The organism is Thioreductor micantisoli (assembly GCF_055392745.1).
Genome location: NZ_AP043760.1, coordinates 1,325,751 through 1,345,180, shown reverse-complemented (window position 1 = coordinate 1,345,180; position 19,430 = coordinate 1,325,751). Strand labels below are relative to the sequence as shown.

At 28.8% G+C, this 19,430-nt stretch carries 22 protein-coding genes and 1 tRNA gene; 7 read left to right on the top strand and 16 right to left on the bottom strand.

The window, feature by feature from the left end:
- Positions 1-212: 212 nt before the first annotated feature.
- Together ACZ5OA_RS07185 and ACZ5OA_RS07180 are read left to right on the top strand one after the other, a co-directional pair.
- Positions 213-704, top strand: coding sequence for a PAS domain-containing protein (locus ACZ5OA_RS07185; RefSeq protein WP_464908335.1), 492 nt, complete (start codon positions 213-215; stop codon positions 702-704).
- Between the two features lie 4 nt (positions 705-708).
- Positions 709-2,172, top strand: coding sequence for a methyl-accepting chemotaxis protein (locus tag ACZ5OA_RS07180; RefSeq protein ID WP_464907187.1), 1,464 nt, complete (start codon positions 709-711; stop codon positions 2,170-2,172).
- On the opposite strand, the gene ACZ5OA_RS07175 is transcribed toward ACZ5OA_RS07180, so the two are convergent.
- The 5 genes from ACZ5OA_RS07175 to ACZ5OA_RS07155 all read right to left on the bottom strand — a co-directional run bounded on the left by ACZ5OA_RS07175 (position 2,150) and on the right by ACZ5OA_RS07155 (position 5,509).
- A complete protein-coding gene (locus tag ACZ5OA_RS07175; RefSeq protein ID WP_464907186.1) occupies positions 2,150-2,560 on the bottom strand; it encodes a low molecular weight protein-tyrosine-phosphatase in 411 nt (136 codons plus the stop codon). The genes ACZ5OA_RS07180 and ACZ5OA_RS07175 overlap by 23 nt on opposite strands.
- Entirely contained in the window at positions 2,557-3,186 is a 630-nt protein-coding gene (locus ACZ5OA_RS07170) for a protein-L-isoaspartate(D-aspartate) O-methyltransferase (RefSeq protein ID WP_464907185.1), read from the bottom strand. Before ACZ5OA_RS07170 ends, ACZ5OA_RS07175 begins: the two co-directional genes overlap by 4 nt.
- Entirely contained in the window at positions 3,179-3,835 is a 657-nt protein-coding gene (locus tag ACZ5OA_RS07165; protein ID WP_464907184.1) for a carbon-nitrogen hydrolase family protein, read from the bottom strand. The genes ACZ5OA_RS07170 and ACZ5OA_RS07165 overlap by 8 nt, the downstream gene beginning before the upstream one ends.
- An 88-nt stretch (positions 3,836-3,923) precedes the next feature.
- Positions 3,924-5,258, bottom strand: a complete 1,335-nt coding sequence (purB, locus tag ACZ5OA_RS07160) for an adenylosuccinate lyase (protein ID WP_464907183.1) — start codon at positions 5,256-5,258, stop codon at positions 3,924-3,926.
- Positions 5,259-5,434: 176 nt separating this feature from the next.
- Positions 5,435-5,509: transfer RNA gene (locus ACZ5OA_RS07155), tRNA-Asn, on the bottom strand.
- A 169-nt stretch (positions 5,510-5,678) separates the two neighbouring features.
- Between ACZ5OA_RS07155 and ACZ5OA_RS07150 the strand changes: the two genes are divergently transcribed.
- Both ACZ5OA_RS07150 and ACZ5OA_RS07145 read left to right on the top strand, forming a co-directional pair.
- Complete coding sequence (locus ACZ5OA_RS07150; protein WP_464907182.1) at positions 5,679-6,368, top strand: Bax inhibitor-1/YccA family protein; 690 nt, start codon at positions 5,679-5,681, stop codon at positions 6,366-6,368.
- Positions 6,355-6,774 carry a thiamine-phosphate pyrophosphorylase gene (locus ACZ5OA_RS07145; RefSeq protein WP_464907181.1) on the top strand — a complete coding sequence of 140 codons (420 nt, stop codon included), beginning with the start codon at positions 6,355-6,357 and terminating at the stop codon, positions 6,772-6,774. Before ACZ5OA_RS07150 ends, ACZ5OA_RS07145 begins: the two co-directional genes overlap by 14 nt.
- Here the strand turns inward: ACZ5OA_RS07145 and ACZ5OA_RS07140 are convergent.
- From ACZ5OA_RS07140 to ACZ5OA_RS07115, 6 genes are all read right to left on the bottom strand, one after another.
- Complete coding sequence (locus tag ACZ5OA_RS07140) at positions 6,740-7,483, bottom strand: DUF445 domain-containing protein (RefSeq protein WP_464907180.1); 744 nt, start codon at positions 7,481-7,483, stop codon at positions 6,740-6,742. The genes ACZ5OA_RS07145 and ACZ5OA_RS07140 overlap by 35 nt on opposite strands.
- Positions 7,464-8,024, bottom strand: coding sequence for a YigZ family protein (locus tag ACZ5OA_RS07135; protein WP_464907179.1), 561 nt, complete (start codon positions 8,022-8,024; stop codon positions 7,464-7,466). The genes ACZ5OA_RS07140 and ACZ5OA_RS07135 overlap by 20 nt, the downstream gene beginning before the upstream one ends.
- Positions 8,011-9,240 (bottom strand): protoporphyrinogen oxidase, encoded by a 1,230-nt coding sequence (gene hemG / locus ACZ5OA_RS07130; RefSeq protein ID WP_464907178.1) that lies wholly within the window; start codon positions 9,238-9,240, stop codon positions 8,011-8,013. The genes ACZ5OA_RS07135 and hemG overlap by 14 nt, the downstream gene beginning before the upstream one ends.
- Before the next feature lie 13 nt (positions 9,241-9,253).
- Positions 9,254-10,432 carry an acetylornithine transaminase gene (locus ACZ5OA_RS07125; RefSeq protein WP_464907177.1) on the bottom strand — a complete coding sequence of 393 codons (1,179 nt, stop codon included), beginning with the start codon at positions 10,430-10,432 and terminating at the stop codon, positions 9,254-9,256.
- A 2-nt stretch (positions 10,433-10,434) separates the two neighbouring features.
- Entirely contained in the window at positions 10,435-10,572 is a 138-nt protein-coding gene (locus ACZ5OA_RS07120) for a hypothetical protein (protein WP_464907176.1), read from the bottom strand.
- Positions 10,573-10,682: 110 nt separating this feature from the next.
- Positions 10,683-10,886: a hypothetical protein gene (locus ACZ5OA_RS07115; protein WP_464907175.1), complete on the bottom strand. Its 204-nt coding sequence runs from the start codon at positions 10,884-10,886 to the stop codon at positions 10,683-10,685.
- Between the two features lie 52 nt (positions 10,887-10,938).
- Here ACZ5OA_RS07115 and ACZ5OA_RS07110 point away from each other — a divergent pair, with 52 nt between their 5' ends.
- Both ACZ5OA_RS07110 and ACZ5OA_RS07105 read left to right on the top strand, forming a co-directional pair.
- The gene (locus ACZ5OA_RS07110; RefSeq protein ID WP_464907174.1) at positions 10,939-12,423 is read left to right on the top strand and encodes a SulP family inorganic anion transporter; all 1,485 of its coding nucleotides are present in this window, start codon (positions 10,939-10,941) and stop codon (positions 12,421-12,423) included.
- Positions 12,424-12,498: 75 nt separating this feature from the next.
- A complete protein-coding gene (locus ACZ5OA_RS07105; protein ID WP_464907173.1) occupies positions 12,499-13,827 on the top strand; it encodes an SLC13 family permease in 1,329 nt (442 codons plus the stop codon).
- Positions 13,828-13,966: 139 nt separating this feature from the next.
- Here the strand turns inward: ACZ5OA_RS07105 and ACZ5OA_RS07100 are convergent, their stop codons facing one another.
- From ACZ5OA_RS07100 to ACZ5OA_RS07080, 5 genes are all read right to left on the bottom strand, one after another.
- The gene (locus tag ACZ5OA_RS07100) at positions 13,967-14,569 is read right to left on the bottom strand and encodes a hypothetical protein (protein ID WP_464907172.1); all 603 of its coding nucleotides are present in this window, start codon (positions 14,567-14,569) and stop codon (positions 13,967-13,969) included.
- 70 nt (positions 14,570-14,639) lie between these two features.
- Positions 14,640-15,842 (bottom strand): saccharopine dehydrogenase family protein, encoded by a 1,203-nt coding sequence (locus tag ACZ5OA_RS07095; protein ID WP_464907171.1) that lies wholly within the window; start codon positions 15,840-15,842, stop codon positions 14,640-14,642.
- 28 nt (positions 15,843-15,870) lie between these two features.
- A complete protein-coding gene (locus ACZ5OA_RS07090; RefSeq protein ID WP_464907170.1) occupies positions 15,871-17,160 on the bottom strand; it encodes an NCS2 family permease in 1,290 nt (429 codons plus the stop codon).
- 18 nt (positions 17,161-17,178) lie between these two features.
- On the bottom strand, positions 17,179-17,613 hold the full coding sequence (locus ACZ5OA_RS07085) for a phosphoribosyltransferase (RefSeq protein ID WP_464907169.1): 435 nt from the start codon (positions 17,611-17,613) through the stop codon (positions 17,179-17,181).
- Positions 17,597-18,583 (bottom strand): DUF475 domain-containing protein, encoded by a 987-nt coding sequence (locus ACZ5OA_RS07080; protein WP_464907168.1) that lies wholly within the window; start codon positions 18,581-18,583, stop codon positions 17,597-17,599. The genes ACZ5OA_RS07085 and ACZ5OA_RS07080 overlap by 17 nt, the downstream gene beginning before the upstream one ends.
- A 73-nt stretch (positions 18,584-18,656) precedes the next feature.
- Between ACZ5OA_RS07080 and gpmA the strand changes: the two genes are divergently transcribed.
- Positions 18,657-19,349, top strand: coding sequence for a 2,3-diphosphoglycerate-dependent phosphoglycerate mutase (gene gpmA / locus ACZ5OA_RS07075; RefSeq protein ID WP_464907167.1), 693 nt, complete (start codon positions 18,657-18,659; stop codon positions 19,347-19,349).
- The last annotated feature ends 81 nt before the right edge of the window (positions 19,350-19,430 follow it).

Below are 19,430 nucleotides of genomic sequence, written 5' to 3'. Positions count from 1 at the left end.
GAGTTTATATTGTAAATTTACCCAAAGTAGTTATGTAATTTTATTCTAAAAAGAAAATTTTGTCAAGTTTGTATTTTTATATGATATAATTTTTATATCAATTTAATTTTCAATAAAAAGGGTCGAAGATGAGTATGGAAAAAAAGTTAAAAGAAGGAAAAAGATTATCTAAACTAGATGCTTCTAATCAGCTGAGAGATGAAGAAAAAATAATGGATGAAAATGATTTTATTGTTTCAAAAACGGATACAAAAGGTTTTGTTACATATTGTAACAAAATTTTTGTAGATATGGTAGGGTGGAGTAGGCAAGAATTAATTGGAGCAAATCACAATATTATTCGTCACCCTGATATGCCAGCAATTGCTTTTAAAGTATTATGGGATTTAATAGCAAATAAGCAAGAATTTTTTGGCTTTGTTAAAAATTTAAGAAAAGATGGTGGGTATTATTGGGTTTTGGCTTATATTACAGCAGATTTGGATTTAAATGGAAATATAATTGGTTATTCATCTTTTAGAAAAAAGCCTTCAAGAAAGGGTATTGAAGAAATTACACCTATTTATAAAGCTCTTTTAGATGCTGAAAAATCTGGAGGAATGACTGCAAGTTATGAACTTTTAAAAAGCACTTTAAAAGCAACAGATGAAAATGTAATATCAAAATATCATGAATTAGTTTTTGATTTACAAAAGGAAGGATAAGAAGATGAATAAAAATGTATGTTTAGGAAGTATAATCTTTATATTTATTTTGATTTTAGGAATTGGAATTTATGAAGAAAACTATATTATTTTAGGAATTTCTTTAATAGGGATATTATTTACTTTTTTAGTGCCAACCTCATCAGATAATAAATCAAATGAAGAGGTGTTAGACAAAATTGATAGAGTTGTAACAAATGCTTATGAAGGTGAAATAAGTGATAGAATTATCATTGATAGTGATGAGAAAAAAGAGGAAAAAATTGCTTGGAATATAAATGAAATGCTTGATCAGGTGGAAGATTTATTAAGAGAAAATAAAAATACTATAAATGCTGTAATCAATGGTGAAACTTATAGATATATTATGCCAAATGGTCTTCATGGCGAATTTAAAAATGTAGCAATTGAATCGCAAGGAGCAGTAGAATCATTAAAAATTTCTAAACAAGTAGAAGTTTTAGCATTACTTTCAAAAAGATTTACTAAGCTTGATGGAGGAGTTAGCTCAAATTTCGAGCAAATTTCGAATGATGTAATGAATATTGATGATGCTTTTAAAGAAATAGCCCTAAAAGTAAAAGAAAGTGTTAACAAATCAGATGAAACTTATGAAATGATGAAAGAATCAAAAGAAGATTTTAATATGCTTTCTCAAAAAGTTATGGATACATCAGAACAAATTAATCAAATGTCTGAAAATATAAAATCAGTTTCAAATGTAGTGGGATTAATTAAAGATATAGCAGATCAAACAAATTTATTAGCTTTAAATGCAGCTATTGAGGCAGCTAGAGCTGGAGAAGCTGGGAGAGGATTTGCTGTAGTTGCTGAAAATGTTCGAGACCTTGCAGAAAAAACTCAAAAAGCTACAAATGAAATAAGTATAACTATTCAGACACTTGGACAACAATTTAATTCAGTTAGTGAAAATACAGATGAAGTTGTAAAGATTGGAAATCAAACACATGAAACTATGAATAATTTTGAATTACTTCTTTCAAATCTTCAAAAAGAACTTACAAATGTAAGCTTTATTTCAGAAGAAAATACCTTATCTATTTTTTTAATAGTATTTAAAATTGGTCATATTATTTATAAAGCAAGTATGTATGCATCAATTGCAAAGGCTCATGTTGATGAGAAAATTAGAACTAGTTGCACAGATTGTGTATTAGGTAAATGGCTTTATAATGAAAATGTTAAAAATTTAATATCTAACTTTAAAGATTATCATAATCTATTAGAAAGTCATAAACAAATTCATCTAATTGGTGCAAAAATAGCTGATAATATTGAAAAAGAGGGTGTTACAAAAGATAATTCTGATTGGTATTATAATGAAATGGTAATGGTAGAAAATCGTGCAAAAGAAGTATCTAAATATTTAAATGATATTAGTGGATATATAGAAAAAGAAAATAAGATAAATGAGTTACTTGAAGTTAGTCAAGGGATTTTAGGATAATTTCTACTCCTTTTTTTATCATTTCATAAAGCTCATTCATTCCTTCTTCTGTGTCATAAAAATATGGATCAGGGACATCTTCATTTATTAATTTAGAAACATTTTTAAAGCCCATTTTTTTTGTGTCTTCTAAATTTCTTTCATCCATTACAACTATTTTATCCCATTTATCCAAATCATTTTTTGATAACTGTCTTGCTTTTAAATTACTTATATCAATATCTTTTTGTTTTGCTATATTTTGTGATTTTTTACAAGGAGCCTCACCTATATGCCAATGGCCAGTTCCTGCACTATCAAACAAATGTTTGCTATTTAGACTTCTAGCTATTCCCTCGGCTAAAGGGCTTCTACAAATGTTTCCTAAACAAACAAACAGTATTTTCATTCTTTTCCTTCTTTAATTGGAACAAATTTGCATTCATCAAGTTCTTTTTTATAAATTTTTCCATTTTGTTTTTTAAATTGTGTAATTATTTCATTGTCATTTTTTAAAATAGGGGCTAGTAAAATTCCATTATCATTTAGTTGTTCGAATAGAGCCTCTGGAATTTCTGAAGAAGAGGCAGAAAATAAAATTCTATCAAATGGAGCGTAATTTTTCCAACCACTGTTTCCATCATCATGTTTTAAATTAACATTATGAATATTTAATTTTTTAAATCTATTTTTAGTTTCCAAGACTAAATTTCTAATCCTCTCAACTGCAAATACACGACGAATTAATTGTGATAGAATTGCCGCTTGATAGCCACTTCCACATCCGATTTCTAAGATAGAATCTACTTGTTTATCAATTTCCAAATAAGTTGTCATTTTAGCGACTGTTAGAGGGGAAGAAATAGTGGAATCATTTGCCAAAGGAAGAGCATCAATCATATAAGCATGAAATATGAAACTCTCAGGCACGAATTTTTTTCTATTTATGTTTAAAAATGCCTTTTTTATTTCTGGTTTTAATTTAAAGATAGAATCTAATTTTTCTACCATTTGAGTATTTGCATAGTTATTCAAGAGGAAGCCTTTTTCTTATTTTTTTTATGTAATTCAGGTCAATATTGGCAAACTTACCAAGTTCTTCACCCCAAGGAGTTATGATATTACTTGCGTGAGCTAAGCCATCCGAAACTACTACAAAAGCTTGCAAACTTAAAGCTAGGGCATTTGCTAAAGTTTTTAGATGAACTTTTCTTTGGATTCCCCACATAGCTGGAATTAATACAATATCAACTCCTTTTATTTTTTGCCAATATTCTATAAATCTAAGTTCAAAACATATTAAAATTGCAAATTTAATCCCTTCGATTTCAAAAATCTCAGGTTCAATTTCTCCAACTTTAAAATATTTTTTTTCATATACAAAAAGTTTAATTTTTTCTCTTTTATAAACTATTTTATTTTGATAAAAGATGAAAGCAACATTTTTATTTTCTTCTATCAAAGTAAAACATATTATTTTATTTTGTGAAAGTGGAATAATAGCTTCTTTTATTACTTTAGCAAATTCATTTGCTTTAGCAAAATTTTTGTAATCAAAATCTGTAACTATTACTTCACTTGCTAAAATTAGTTTTGCAGTGCTATTTTTAATTTTATTTACTAATAAATTTAGATTATGATTGTAATCGTTTGTAGGAGTAAAATCTATAATTTCTGTTTTCATATTTTTAACTTAAATAAGGCACTTACTAAATAAACGAAACAACTGTAAATTGCTTTATTGCCCTGAGTTTTAGTAAATGCCATTAATATTAAACCTCTCCAAAAACTCTATTGAAAATTTTATCTACATTTCTTGTGTAGTAGTTATAATCAAATAAGCTTTTAATTTCATCTTCACTTAGATATTTTCTTAAATCCTCATCAGCAAGTAAATATTGAAGATATAGACTTTCACCTTTTTCATTTACAGTTGGTTTTCCTTGTTGAATCTCTTCCCAAACTTTCATGGCATTTCTTTGAACTAATTTATAAGCATCTTCTCTACTTACACCTTTTTTAGGTAGTTCAAGTAATATTCTTTGAGAGAATACAAGCCCTCCTGTTTGATTTAAGTTTTTCATCATATTTTTTGGATAAACTACGAGGTTTGAGATAATATTGTTAAATCTATGAAGCATAAAATCACTTGTTATGAAACTATCTGGAAGCCAAAATCTTTCAGTAGAAGAGTGAGAGATGTCTCTTTCGTGCCATAACGCTACATTTTCCATCGCTGGAATTACATAACCCCTGATAATTCTCGCAAGTCCTGTTACATTTTCACTAAGGATAGGATTTCTTTTGTGAGGCATAGCAGAGCTTCCTTTTTGACCTTTTGCAAATTTTTCTTCTGCTTCATAAACTTCTGTTCTTTGCCAATGTCTTACTTGAACGGCAAATTTTTCTATGCTACTTGCTAAAAGTGCTAAACCTGAAGCAAGTCTTGCATATCTGTCTCTTTGGATTACTTGATTTGACGCATTTGCTGGAGTTAATCCTAAGTGTTTACACGCTATTTCTTCAAGCTCGATTGGTGCATGAGCGAAATTTCCCATAGCTCCACTAATTTGTCCTACTGCAATAACTGGCATAGTTTGTTTTAAGTTAGTTAAATGTCTTTGTAGTTCATCATACCAAACTGCCAAAACAAGTCCAAAAGTAATTGGTTCACCATGAATTCCGTGGCTTCTTCCTACCATTAAAGTATATTTATGTTCTTCAGCTCGTTTTTTCACTGATTCCATAAGTATTTCAACATCTTCTATTATTATTTTAAGAGAATCTCTCATTTGAAGGGCAACTGCTGTATCAACTGTATCACTTGAAGTCATTCCATAATGAAACCATCTGCTTTCATCACCCAGACTTTCTGATACACTTGTAGTAAAAGCTATTAAATCATGTCTTGTAACTGCTTCTATTTCATCAATTCTATTTATATTAAATTTTCCATTTTCTACTATTTTTTTTGCATCATCGTCAGGAATAAGTCCTATTTCATTCCAAGCTTTAACTACCGCTTTTTCAACTTTAAGCCAAGCTGAATATTTAGCATTCATATCCCAATTTTTTTTCATTTCTTCTCTTGAATATCTTTCAACCATAAATAATCCTTTATAAATTTTTATAATTATACCAAAAGAGATTAATAATTGAGAATTGAGAATTGAGAATTGAGAATTGAGAATATGATTTTTAAATTATTGTTTGATAATTAAGATTAAAAAATTTTATAAAAAGCAAATTTTAAATATTTGGGAAATTGATTTTGAAAGTTAAGTGGCTCCCCGAACTGGATTCGAACCAGTGACCAAGTGATTAACAGTCACCTACTCTACCGCTGAGCCATCGGGGATTATTTACAAACATTTTGTTTGTGGAATGAAATTATAGTGAAAAAAACTTAAAAAAAACTTAAATTCAATTATTTTTTCTAAAAATTTTTATTTTCATAATTTATTCATTTTATTTAAGTATAATTTCAAGAGTAACAAGAGTAATTAATAAAAATCTAAGGAGATTTAATGAGCTTATATGATAAAAAATATATAAATGACAAAACTGGATATCAAGAAGAATCAAAAGTAAGAGTAAATGAATTTGTAAAACAAACTTATCAACTTTTTGCTGGTAGTTTAATTGGTGGGGCAGTTGGTGCATATCTAGGTATGAGTTTTATGCCTGCTGGTGGATTTGGATTTTGGGGAGCTGTTATTTTAGAATTTGCACTTTTATTTGGTGTATATGCAGTTAAAGACAAACCTGGAATTAATCTAGCAATGCTTTTTGCTTTTACATTCGTAAGTGGTCTGACTATTTCTCCACTTTTAAATGTCTATGTTGGTAGAGGAATGGGTAACATTGTTGGTGAAGCCTTTTTACTTACATCTATTGCTTTTGGTGGACTTAGTTTGTTTGCTATGAATACTAAAAAAGATTATACAACAATGTCTAAAATGCTATTTATTAGTTTAATTATTATAATTGTAGCTGGACTTTTAAACTTGTTTTTCCATTCGCCAATGCTTCAATTAGCAATTGCAGTTGTAAGTAGTGTGCTATTTAGTTTTTTTATTTTATACGATACACAAAATGTAATTCAAGGAAATTATTCCACTCCAATTGAAGGAGCGATAGCTTTATATTTAGATTTCTTGAATTTATTTATTTCACTTCTTCAAATTTTAGGAATTTTTGGTAATGAAGAAGAATAATAATAACCTTCTAAGGGTTATTGATGCAAATATCAATAGATACAAAGAAGGGATTAGAGTAGTTGAAGATATTTATCGTTATATTTATAATGATAAAAATATCTCTTCAACTCTAAAATCTTTACGACATATCAAGCTTCCACTCTCTCAAAAAGAGTTACTTCAAAATAGAGATTCAATTAATGATGTTCTTAAAACTTCTACAAAAAGCGAGCAAAATCGAAAGAATCTAGAAAGTATTATTGTTGCAAACTTAAAAAGAGCAGAAGAATCTGCAAGAGTTTTAGAAGAGCTTTTTAAACTTATTGATATCCAAACTTCTGAAAAATTTAAATCAAATAGATATAAACTTTATAATGTAGAAAAAGAGATTATTTTAAATTTAACAACACAAAAGCCTGAATAAGACCGATAATTGCTCCTAAGAAAGCTCCTGCAATATTTATAAATTTAAAATGTTTATCCATTAAGCTAAATAGCATATCTTCAAGTTTTCTCTCATCGAAACTATTAACTTTTTTTTCAACTACTTTTCCAATTTCGAAATTTTCTATAACTTTATAAGATTCATTTTCTAGAAATTTAATAGCTTCGTGTTGTAGATTTTGTTTTATTTTTTCTTTATCGATTATTTTTTCAATATCAAAAATAGCATTAATTTTGTTAGCTAATAAATCTATATTTTCTAAAACCATATTTTTTATCATATTTTCACTTATCAAAGAAGTTGCAAAAGGAAATTTTGAAGAAATCATTTGCATTACAAAATCACTAATAGAATCAGCTATTTTTTGTGGATTTGCTTTGATAATTTCTGTAATATTTGGCATATCAAATTCATCAATTTTTTGAGAAATCATATTTTGAATTTCTGTTTTAAATTTGTCAGATGTAATTAATTTATGAAGTTCTTCTTTATCAAGCAGATGATTTTGGACTACATTTGCTACATTTTTTGCTAAATTTGCTTTTTCTTTTGGGATTACACCTTGTGGAATTATAGTAAGTGAACCTAATTTTTTGGCTTTATATGGCCTGAAAAGCATTTTAATAGCGATATAGTTTGTAATGTATCCAATAATTGCACCTACAAAACTACTGATTAAATAAAACATCTCTTATCTCCTTTAAATTTTGTTTATTTCCTTGGATTTTGTAAGTGATTCCATCTAAAAAGTTTCTATCAATTACTGTTATATTATATTTTTTAAATAGATATTCACATTTACTTGCAAGTTCATAATCTACATTTATAGTTTCTTCAATAAGTTCTTCAAATTCTATAAGCTTTGCATTAGCCACTGCCATATTAGCTGAATCACTGTAAGCTCTAGCTAATCCTCCAGCACCAAGCAGGGTTCCACCAAAATATCGAACAGTAATAATTGTTACATTTATTAAATTATGACCTTGAAGGACTTTTAGAGTAGGGCGACCACTCGTTCCTTTAGGCTCTCCATCATCCTTGCTTCCTTCTACTATTTGATTATATTCATTAAAATATCTAAAAGCAGTTACAAAATGTCTTGCTTTTGGATGGGCGTTTTTAAGTTCATTTAGTTTAGTTTCGAACTCGCTAAAAGGAAGTAAAAAAGAATGAAATTTTGATTTTTTCACTTCTAAGGTATAGGCTGAAATAGAGTTAGTTGTTTTCATACCTTATACTTCCAGCCAAATTCTTAGAATTTTTGATACAGTCATTGAAGCTCACACCTTTATAAGCGTTTGAATTTAGATATAGATTATCTATTTTATTTGCTTCAAGCATAATATTTCTAACTATATTTAAATGTCCTACTTTATAGTTTGGAATTGCATTTTTCCATAATTTTAAAAATTCAAATTTAAGTGAATTTTTACCTATGATTTTTTCTATATCATTTTTAACTATTTCTATAATTTCTTCTTGGCTTAATTCTTTAATTTTTTCAAATCTTTTACCACCTACCATACATCTAATTCCATTACGATTAGGGAAAATATATTTATCCATTAAAATTCCAAGTGTCTTTAGATGAGTTGTAAGTATTCCAAAACTAACAGGTTCAATATCTCCACTAAATCCTACAATTGCCACAGGAGTATATTCTATTTTTTCTAAATTTTCTGCTAAAATAGGGTATTTAGACTCTACTATTTTTGCACTGTCATAAGCTGGAGTTGCTAAGATGATTTTATCATATTGACTTAATTCTTCAAGTGAAGTTATTTCTTTTTGGATTATATTGAGCTCGCTTGCTAATTTATCAATAAATTCACTCATTCCCGAGTTAAAGCTTGTAAGTTCACCACTTGGATTACCACCTTTTTTCTTTTTAAGCATTCCTTTAAATAATCCACCATACTCTTTTTCTAGATTTGCAATTTTTGGAAATGCAGCATTAATTGAGAGTGATTCAGGGCTAGATGCATAAATCCCAGCAGTCATAGGTCTCATAAATCTTTCGCAAAAAGTTTTACCAAGTCTTCTATTTATAAAGCCACAAACACTTTCATCATCTTTTGGTTCAGGTTTTACAAAAAATTCACCAAATAATCTAAATTTTGCACTCCAAGGTAAAATATCACTAAAAATAAAATCCTTAGCAGACGAGGGAAGTTTATAGAGTTTATCATCAAAAATATATCTAATTTTTGAATTTTCATTGGCTTTAATTGTTTTAATATTTAGTTTTTTACACAATTCCAATGTTTCAGGAGTATTATCCAAAAATCCATTAACTCCCTCTTCAAATAAAAATTCATCTTTTTTAATTGTATGAGCTTTTCCGCCAACTTTGTTTTTTTCAAAAACATCAACATCAGCAAATTCTTTTAGATAAAAAGCAGTAGTTAAACCGCTTATTCCTCCCCCTATTACTGCTATTTTCATAATTTTGTTCTCCCTATATTATATTTTTTAAAGCGTTTTCAAATCTAATAAAACCTTCATCAATCTCTTCTTTTGTAATTGTAAGTGGTGGTAAAAATCTGATTACATTTCTTCCAGCTTTTAAAACTAAAACTTTGTTTACATGAGCTTCTTTATAAACTAAGTCTTGGATTTCAGCTCCCCTGCATCTAAGTCCTCTCATTAAACCAAGTCCTGTAACTTCTTCAAAAAGTTTTGGATATTTTTCTCCTATTTTTTTTAGTTTTTCTTCAAAATAGATGAAATTTTCATCAAGTTTTCCACTTTCTTTATATTCTTCTAAAATATTTAGAACTTCAAGTGCTGCGCTTGTTACTAAATAATTACCTCCAAATGTGCTTCCGTGATCCCCCGCTTTTAAAACATCAACAGTTGTGAAAATAGCACCTATTGGCACACCTCCACCTAATCCTTTTGCCATTGTAATAATGTCTGGTTTTATTTCATATAGCATACTTGCTAAAAATTCACTTGTTCTATAAATTCCTGTTTGAACCTCATCAATAATTAATAAAATATCTTTTTCTTTTAGAAATTTTGCTAATTTTTGAACTTCAACTTTATCAAAAGCATAAACTCCACCTTCACCTTGAATAAGTTCTATCATTACGGCTACTGTTTTATCATCAATTTTATTATAAATATCTTGAATGTTATCAGCATACACAAATCCATCTGGATATGGTCCGAAATAAGTTTGATGCATTTTTTCTTGACCAGTTGCTTTTACAGTTGTAATGGTTCTTCCGTGAAATGAATTTTGTAATGTTACGACTTTGTATCTTTTGATTTCTCCATCAACTTCGCCATATTTTCTAGCAATTTTCAAAGCCCCTTCGTTAGCTTCAGCTCCACTATTTGCAAAAAATGTTTTTCCAGTCATTTCAGATAAATCTGCAATTTTTTTGGCTAATTTTGCTTGTGGTTCAATGTAATAAATATTTGAAATATGTGTAATTTTTTTCGCTTGTTCACAAATAACATTTGCAACTCGCGCGTTCCCGTGTCCTACACTTACAACGCCAATTCCACTTGTAAAATCAATATAAAGTTCCCCTTTATCATTCCATAAAGTAGCATTTTTACCTTTTACAAAGTTAATATAATTTCTATTGTATGTTGGTAATACATATTGTTTATCTAAAGTTTGCATTTTTACTCCTCAATTAATTTAAATTCATCAAAATAGTTACTGTCTAATTTATCAAAAAATAGACCAACTTTATCAAATCCTAAACAACCAGCAAAAGATATTAAATATCTAACAGTTTCTTCATTATCTTCATTTATCAAAAAACTAACTTTTTTTGCATCATCAATTTTAGATAAAATTTCAGCAATATCAGGTAATGTTAAATTATTATCAATTAATGTTTGTTTGATTCTAACACCTTTTATTATATCTAAAAAATCTTCATAATCATCTTTTTTTTTATCTCATTATTAATTAAATCAAAAACATAAGCCATTCTATTTAAAAGTAGAATAAATTTTAGATTTGCAGGTAAATTAATATCAGCATCTTTATTCCAGCCGACTACTAAATTACTGTTTTTTAAAAATTCTTCATCTTTGTTTGTAATATATTTTTCTTTTTCTTTAAACATATTAAAACCTTTTAGTATAATTCCATATTCGAAATTATATCAAAGGAAATAGATGTTTAGTAAAATATTAAAAAATTATTCATCATCAAATATAAAAAATGATGTTTTAAGTGGGGCAGTTGTAGCAGTTGCCTTAATTCCAGAGGCTATTGCTTTTAGTATAATTGCCCATGTAAATCCACTCGTAGGACTTTATACAGCTTTTATTTTGGGGCTTATAACAGCTCTTTTTGGTGGAAAACCTGGAATGATTAGTGGAGCGACTGGAAGTGTAGCAGTTGTAATGGTGGCACTTGTTGCTATGCACGGAGTAGAATATCTGTTTTGGGCTACAATTTTAGCGGGAATTATACAGATTTTAGTGGGTGTTTTTAAATTTGCTAAATTTATTCGTTTAGTTCCACAGCCGGTTATGTTTGGGTTTGTAAATGGACTTGCTATTGTAATAGCTTTGGCTCAGCTCCCAATGTTTTATGGAGAAGGTTATCCGATGTATTTATTAGTAATAGCTACTATGGCAATTATGTATTTTTTACCTAAATTTACAACAGCTGTTCCGGCTGGACTTGTGGCAATTATTGTAATTACATTAACAGTTATATTTTTTCATATAGATACAAAAACAGTGGGAGATTTAGCAGATATATCAGGAGGATTTCCACATTTTCATTTTCCACTTGCACCTTTAAACTTTAAAACATTTAAAATTGTTTTACCTTATGCGGTAATTATGGCACTTGTGGGGCTTATTGAGAGTCTTTTAACACTTGAAGTTTTAGAAGAAATGAGTGGTGAGAGAGGATATGGAAACAAAGAAGCAATAGCTCTTGGAGCAGGGAATACAACTTGTGGATTTTTTGGTGGAATGGCTGGGTGTGCAATGATTGGTCAAAGTGTAATTAACTATACTTCTGGGGGTCGTGGAAGACTTTCAAGTGCTACGGCCGCAATCTTATTACTTCTTTTTATTGTTAGTCTTTCAGAATATGTTTCTAAAATTCCTTTGGCTGTATTAGTTGGAATTATGTTTATGGTAAGTATTGCTACATTTGAATGGGCAAGTTTGGATAGACTGAAAAGAATGCCAAAAGAGGATGCTTTGGTGCTATTTACTGTAACTATTGTTACAATCTTTGCTGATTTAGCAATAGCGGTTATTGTGGGGGTTATTATGTCAGCACTTGTATTTGCTTGGAAACATGCCAAAGTTTATTACAAAACAAAAATGGAAGGAAATAGAAAAATATATCTTTTTGAAGGGCCTCTATTTTTTGGAAGTGCTAAAGCATTTGTAGAAAGTTTTGATGTGAAAAATGATCCTGATGAGGTTGTTATGAATTTCAAGGATGTAAGAGTAATGGATAGCAGTGGAGTCGAAGCTATTGATAAAATTACAAAAAAATACAAAGAAATAGGAAAAAGAATAACTATTCGTCATTTAAGCAATGACTGTAGAGATTTATTAACAGTTGCTGGACCTTATTGTGAATGGGAAGAAGACGATCCAACTTATAAAATAGTAAGACCAGATGTGTGAGAAGGGAAATAATTTTCTAAAGTTAAAGAGTTTGTTTTATTAAAAATATGATAAACTTATAAAAAAGGCAAAATAATGAAAAAAATCTTAATAGCTGTAGTGATTTCAGCAATTGTTTTTTTTGCCTCTTCTCTCTTTTTTAACACAGAACATTCTATTATTTTATCAATAGTTGCTTTATTAGTTGCATTATGGAGTAATGAAGGATTACCTCTTGGAGTAGTATCTTTGCTACCTATAATTTTGTTCCCAGCTTTTGGGGTATTATCCACAAATGATGTAACAAGTAACTATTCTAACTCCATTATATTCCTTTTTCTTGGGGGATTTTTGGTTGCTATTGCTACAGAAAAAATAGATCTTCATAAAATAATTGCAAATTCACTTTTATCTATTTTTCCTAATTCTGTAAGAGGAGTTGTATCTTCTCTTGCTATCACTTCGGCACTTTTAAGCAGTGTAATTTCCAATACAACAACGGCTCTTCTTTTGATACCTATTGCAATGTTTATCACTGAAAATGTAGAAATCAAAAAAAGATTGGTTTTAGCAGTAGCTTATGGAGCGAGTATTGGAGGGATTATAACTCCCATAGGAACTCCGCCAAATTTAATTTATTTAGGATTTATGGATGATAATTCTCTTCAAACTGTTTCATTTGTAAAATGGATGGCTTTAACCTTTCCAGTTGCACTTATTATGCTTGTTTTTATTTCTTTTATCCTGTCATATGGAATAAAGGATAAATTAGAAGTATCTTTTGAAAAAACTAAAATGAATAAAGAACAAAAAAGACTTGCTTATATTTTAATAGGCTTAGTTGTTTTACTTCTTGTAAATTCTCCTATCAAACCTTATTGGGGAGGGTTTGGGCTTAATGAAAAACTTATTTTACTTGGATTTGGTATTTTAATGTTTATACCTAATATTGGTTTTTTAAATTGGAGGGATAGTAAAAAAATTCCATTTGAGATTATATTTCTTTTTGGTGCTGGATTTTCTATCGCTATGGCTTTTTCAAAAAGTGGATTAGCAGTAGAAATTGCTAAATATTTACAAAATTTTGCAGATATGCCTATATTGTTTTTATTATTTATAGTAGCTACTTTCGTAACATTTACTACTGAACTTACAAGCAATACAGCTTTAATATCTATAGCACTTCCAATTATTTATTCTTTAGCTCATATGTCTGGGGCAAATGAATCTTTGATTTTAATGGTGGCTACAATAGCTGCAAGTTATGCTTTTATGCTACCAATCGCTACTCCACCAAATGCTATTGCTATGAGTAGTGGAGCTGTGAAAGTTTCTGATATGGCTAAATTTGGAATTATTTTGAATATTGCAGGAGTTATTTCTATTACATTAGTATCTTATTTTATTTGGAGTAAATTTTTATAAAGGTTTTTTATCAAATAATTGTTATAATTGTCCAAATGTTATTCAAAAGGAGACAGAATAAAGTAAACAACATTTAAAAACAGCTTCTATTTCTATTCACTAACTATTTAGCTCCTTTTGGAGCTATAAATTAATTTTGTTATTTTTTGCTATCATAAATTTTTCCTAATAAATTTAAAAGTGGTAAATAAATCATTTCAACTTCACTTATATCAGTTTTTGCCTGATTTGGAAAGAAAAAATGAGTATTTCTATTTCTACGAGTTTTCACAATAATATAAATCATTTCTTGAATTAATTTTGATTTTTGTGGATCTATTTGCTGTAGGAATTCTTTCTCGGCATGTTTTAGTGTAGTAGAAATAGTCCCTGTATTTATTTGTGCAATATAGGAAATATCTAATTCTTTTAGAGTTTTTGCCAACCATTCATTGTTAATTGCTATTACTTTAGGGCCATATTCTGCATTTGCTCTTTTGTGAAAAAAATTAAAATGATATTTTAACATACATGCTTTTAGTAATATCTCAATAGATAGAGAAATATTCCGCCAAAAATCTACACTTTTAAATTTATTATGATTTATTATTGGTGCAGGTTTAAATATTTTATCATAAACTATAACTTTGTCAATAGTAGCTAAATGCAAAGCATATTGATAATTTTTTTCATCAATATCACTTATATCAATTCTATTTAGTGTGTTTGATAATGACAATTTTATTTTTACTTTTTTTATCAAATTAAAAAACTCTTTTTAAAATTTCTCTGAAATTATTCATAAATTCACGAAAATAATATTTAAACATAATTTATCCTTTTATTTCTAACTCTATCATTTCCCACGGAAGCCCTTGAACATTAAGTTCATCCAAAAATAATTTTGCATCAAATTCTTCCATATTATGCACACCTTTGGCAAACCATTTTTTATCAGCTATCATTTTTGCACCTATCATAGCTGGAACACCTGTTGTGTAGCTTACACATTGCGCACCTGTTTCTTTGTATGCACATTGATGGTCACAAATTTGATAAAGATAAACTTTTCTTTTTTTACCATCTTTGATACCTTCAACTACACAACCGATATTTGTTTTACCTTTTGTTCTTTCTCCTAAACTTGCTGGGTCTGGTAAGACTTTTTTTAGGAATTCCATCGGTGAAAGCTCACATCCTTCACAAATTTTAATCGGTTTAATATCTGTCATTCCTACATTTTGTAAAACTTCAAGATGTTTTAAATATTTATCACTAAATGTCATAAAAAATCTAATTCTTTTGATTGAAGGAATGTTTTTCACTAAACTTTCAAGTTCTTCATGATAAAGTAAATAACTAGGATAAGTCCCAACTTTTGGATATTCCCAATCCATTTTAACACTCATAGGATCAATAATTTTCCATTCTCCATTTTCGTAATATTTACCTTTTTGAGTTATTTCTCTTATGTTTATTTCAGGATTGAAATTTGTAGCAAAAGCATATCCGTGATCTCCTGCATTACAATCCAAAATATCTATGAATTGAATCTCATCAAATAGATATTGATTTGCATATGCCACAAAAACATTTGTAACACCTGGGTCAAATCCACTTCCTAAAAGTGCCATTTTTTTAGCTTTTTTAAATTCATCATCTTTTGCCCATTGAAGTTTATATTCAAATTTTGCAACGTCAGGATGTTCATAATTTGCAGTATCTACATAATTTGCACCGGCTTTAAGACAAGCTTCCATAATTGTCAAATCTTGATATGGAAGTGCTACATTTAAGACAATATCAGCCCCAACTTTTTTGATAAGTTCAGCAGTTTCGCTTGCATTATCAGCATCTATTTTGTATGTATCCACAACAACATTAAGTTTTTCTTTTATATCATTTGCAATTGCATCACATTTTGATTTAGTTCTACTTGCTAAACTTATTTTTTCAAAACTTTTACTGTTCATTGCAGATTTAAAAGTCGCAACTCTCCCAACTCCACCAGCCCCAATAATTAGTAAATTTGCCATAAATTATCCTTTTTTAATTATATTCAAATTAATGAAAAATAAAAGCCATTAGTCCTATTACTGCTAGTGTAATAGTACCAATATTGATTTTATCAAACTCTTTTCTAAATAGTGCTAATACTAAATACAATACAAATCCTGCACTAATTCCTATTGTAATTGAATAAGTAAGAGGCATCAGAATTATTGTCATAAAACTACTTACAGCTATAACATTATTACTAAAATCAATATTTTTTAATTCACTAAACATAAGTACTCCAACCATCACTAAAATAGGGTAAATTGCATTATCTGGAATAGCTTTGTATAATGGTAAAAAGAATAAAGTTGTTATAAAAAATAGACCTGTAACAACAGCTGTAAGTCCAGTTCTTCCACCTTCTTCTACACCTGCTGCACTTTCAATAAAAGATGTTGTAGTAGAAGTACCAATAGCTGCACCTATAACTGTAGCAGCCGCATCCGCTTCAAGTGTTTTTTGTAATTCTTTACTATTGTTTTTGAAAAGTCCTGCTCTCATTCCTATTCCAGCTAATGTTCCAACACTATCAAACATATCTGTAATTAAAAATGTGATGATAACGGGGATTAAACTAAGTGTAAGAGCACTTTTTAAATCAAATTGTAAAAATATATCATTAATTCCCGCTATATTAAAAGATATTATGCCTTTTGGTAAAGCTTCTAAATGAAATATCCAAGCTACTATTGAAGTTATAAGAATTGATAGAATAAAAGCACCTTTTATTCTATAAGAATAAAATATTGCAGCTGTAATAAATCCAAATATACCAAGTAAAATGTTTGGTGAGCTTATATCACCTAAACTAACTAATGTAGCTGGATTGTCAACTATTATTCCCATTCCTTTTAAACCAATAAAAGCGATAAACAGTCCAATACCAGCACTAATAGCTCTTCTTAAATCTACAGGTACACTATTTAGAACCCATATTCTGAGTTTAGTAAATGAAAGAAGTAAAAATATCAACCCTGATATCATAACTATACCTAAAGCTGTTTGCCAAGGCATATGCATACCTTTTACCAGACCAAATGTGAAATAAGCATTTAATCCCATTCCCACACTCATAGCAACTGGTGTGTTTGCCCATAATCCATTTAAAATAGTTGAAATAATCGTAACGATAGCAGTCGCTGTGATTAACGCATCAAAAGGCATACCCGTAAGACTCATAATAGATGCATTTACAGGAACGATATACATCATTGCTAAAAAAGTGGTAAATCCTGCCCGTACTTCAGTAGAAACTGTAGTATTGTTTTGTGTTAGTTTAAATAGTTTTTCAAACATTTTTTCTCCTTTTTGATATTAATTTTCCCAGAAAAAGACAATCCATTTATTTGCCTCTCTTACTTTGAAATCAGGTATAACTAAAGAAGTGGGTTTATAATAAATTGAACTTGTTTTTATCTCAATACCAGGATATTCTATTTTCAAAATATCTACTATTTCTTTTAGAGTTTCTCCGGAATCAGAAATATCATCAACTAATACTATTTTTTTATGATTATTTAAATCTGGGATATTCTTGATTTCAAAAGTATCAAGTTTTTTTTCACCTTCATAATGTATAGAATTAATTGTATAAACATTTCTCATATTTAAGCTTTCGCCCAAAAAGTGAGCTAAAGTTAGACCACCTCTTGCAATAGCGACTAAACAATCAGGATTGTACTCCTTTATTTCCTTACTTAAGATATTTACATCTTTTGTAAATTCTTCAAAACTATAAAACTCTTTCATTTTTCTCCTTTTTATTTACTAAATAACTATGAATAAAAGCAATTCCTATTAAAATTATACCAATTGTTCCAGTTAATTCTTCTGAAATATGAAAAAATATTTTAAGAAGCATAATAACTGCTAAAACTACTATTGCATAATGAGCACCGTGTTCGAGGTATCTGTATTTACTAAGAGTTCCTTTTTCTACCATTAAAAGTGTTAAACTTCTTACAAACATTGCTCCAACTCCAAGTCCAATCATAATTAAGAATATATTAGTTGACAGGGCGAATGCACCAATAACTCCATCAAAACTAAAACTTGCATCTAAAACTTCTAAATAAATAAGACCAATAAGCCCATTTCTTACGATATTTTCATCGAAAAAGTCATCTACACTTGCTAAAAGTGAATGAATAAGCATACCGGTATAAAAAGCGATAGCAATTTCATAACTTTTTGTATAATAAGTTAAAATAATTCCAGTTATTGTCGTGAGGATAAGCCCTGTATTTGAGACTTTACTTAAATTATTTGTAATTACATTATCTTCTATAAATTTAAGCCATTTAATCTCTCTTTCTTCAAAAAAGAAATCAAAAAATACCATCAAAAGAAATGAACCCCCAAAAGCATAAATTAATTTTTCGTTACTTGCTAAAATTTCATGATATTTTTCTGGATTATTTAGTGCTAAATTTAGTGTATCACTCATACTAATTCCACCTACAATTGAGACTATTAAAATAGGAAATAGAAATCTCATTCCAAAAACTGCAATTACCATACCCCATGTCATAAATCTACCTTGCCACTTTTTATCCATTGTTTGAAGTATTTTTGCATTTACAACTGCATTGTCAAATGATAAACTAACTTCTAAAAGTGCCAAAAGTCCTGCAATATAGACTCCCGCTAAGCCTTCTAAATAGTATGCAATAATTAATCCTATAATTAAAATTATAAAAGATGGGATAAAATATCTCATTAAATACCTTTTTTATGAAATTTTAGCAAAATAAAAGCAATTAGATTGTATAATTATAAAAAAAAGGATTCAAATGGCAAAACTTGTTTTAGTTAGACATGGTAAAAGTGTATGGAATCTTGAAAATAGATTTACAGGGTGGGTAGATGTAGATTTAAGTGAAAAAGGTGTAGAAGAGGCTATTGAAGCTGGTAAAAGACTTAGAAAAGCTGGTCTTAACTTTGATATAGCTTTTTCAAGTTATTTAAAAAGAGCTATCAAAACTGGTTATTATATTTTAGAAGAGCTTGATTTACTTCATATCGATCATTTAAAAGATTGGAGATTCAACGAAAGACATTACGGTGAATTAACTGGTAAAAATAAAGATGAGGTAAAAGCAGAAGTTGGTGAAGCACAATTTTTAGTATATAGAAGAAGTTATGATGTTCCGCCTCCAGCACTATCAACTGACAGTAAATGGCATCCGATTCACGATAGTAAATATAAAAATGTTGATCCTAAATTACTTCCTTCAACTGAAAGCCTAAAAGATAATCAATATAGAGCCATGGCAGCATTTCATGAAAAAATAGCACCTTTACTTGTAGAAGGGAAAGATGTATTAATTACAGCGCATGGAAATACAATTAGAGGAATGGTTAAAGAACTTGATGGAATTAGTGATGAAGACATCCCAAAATTTGAAATCCAAACAGGAATTCCAAGAGTTTATGAATTTGATGATGACTTGAAAGTATTAAAAGTTTATAATATTGATGAGTAGGGTTAAAATCAAGCACTAATCTAAAATACTCAACAATAAAACAAATTTCTTAACACTACAAAAAGCTAAAAAGTGTCAACG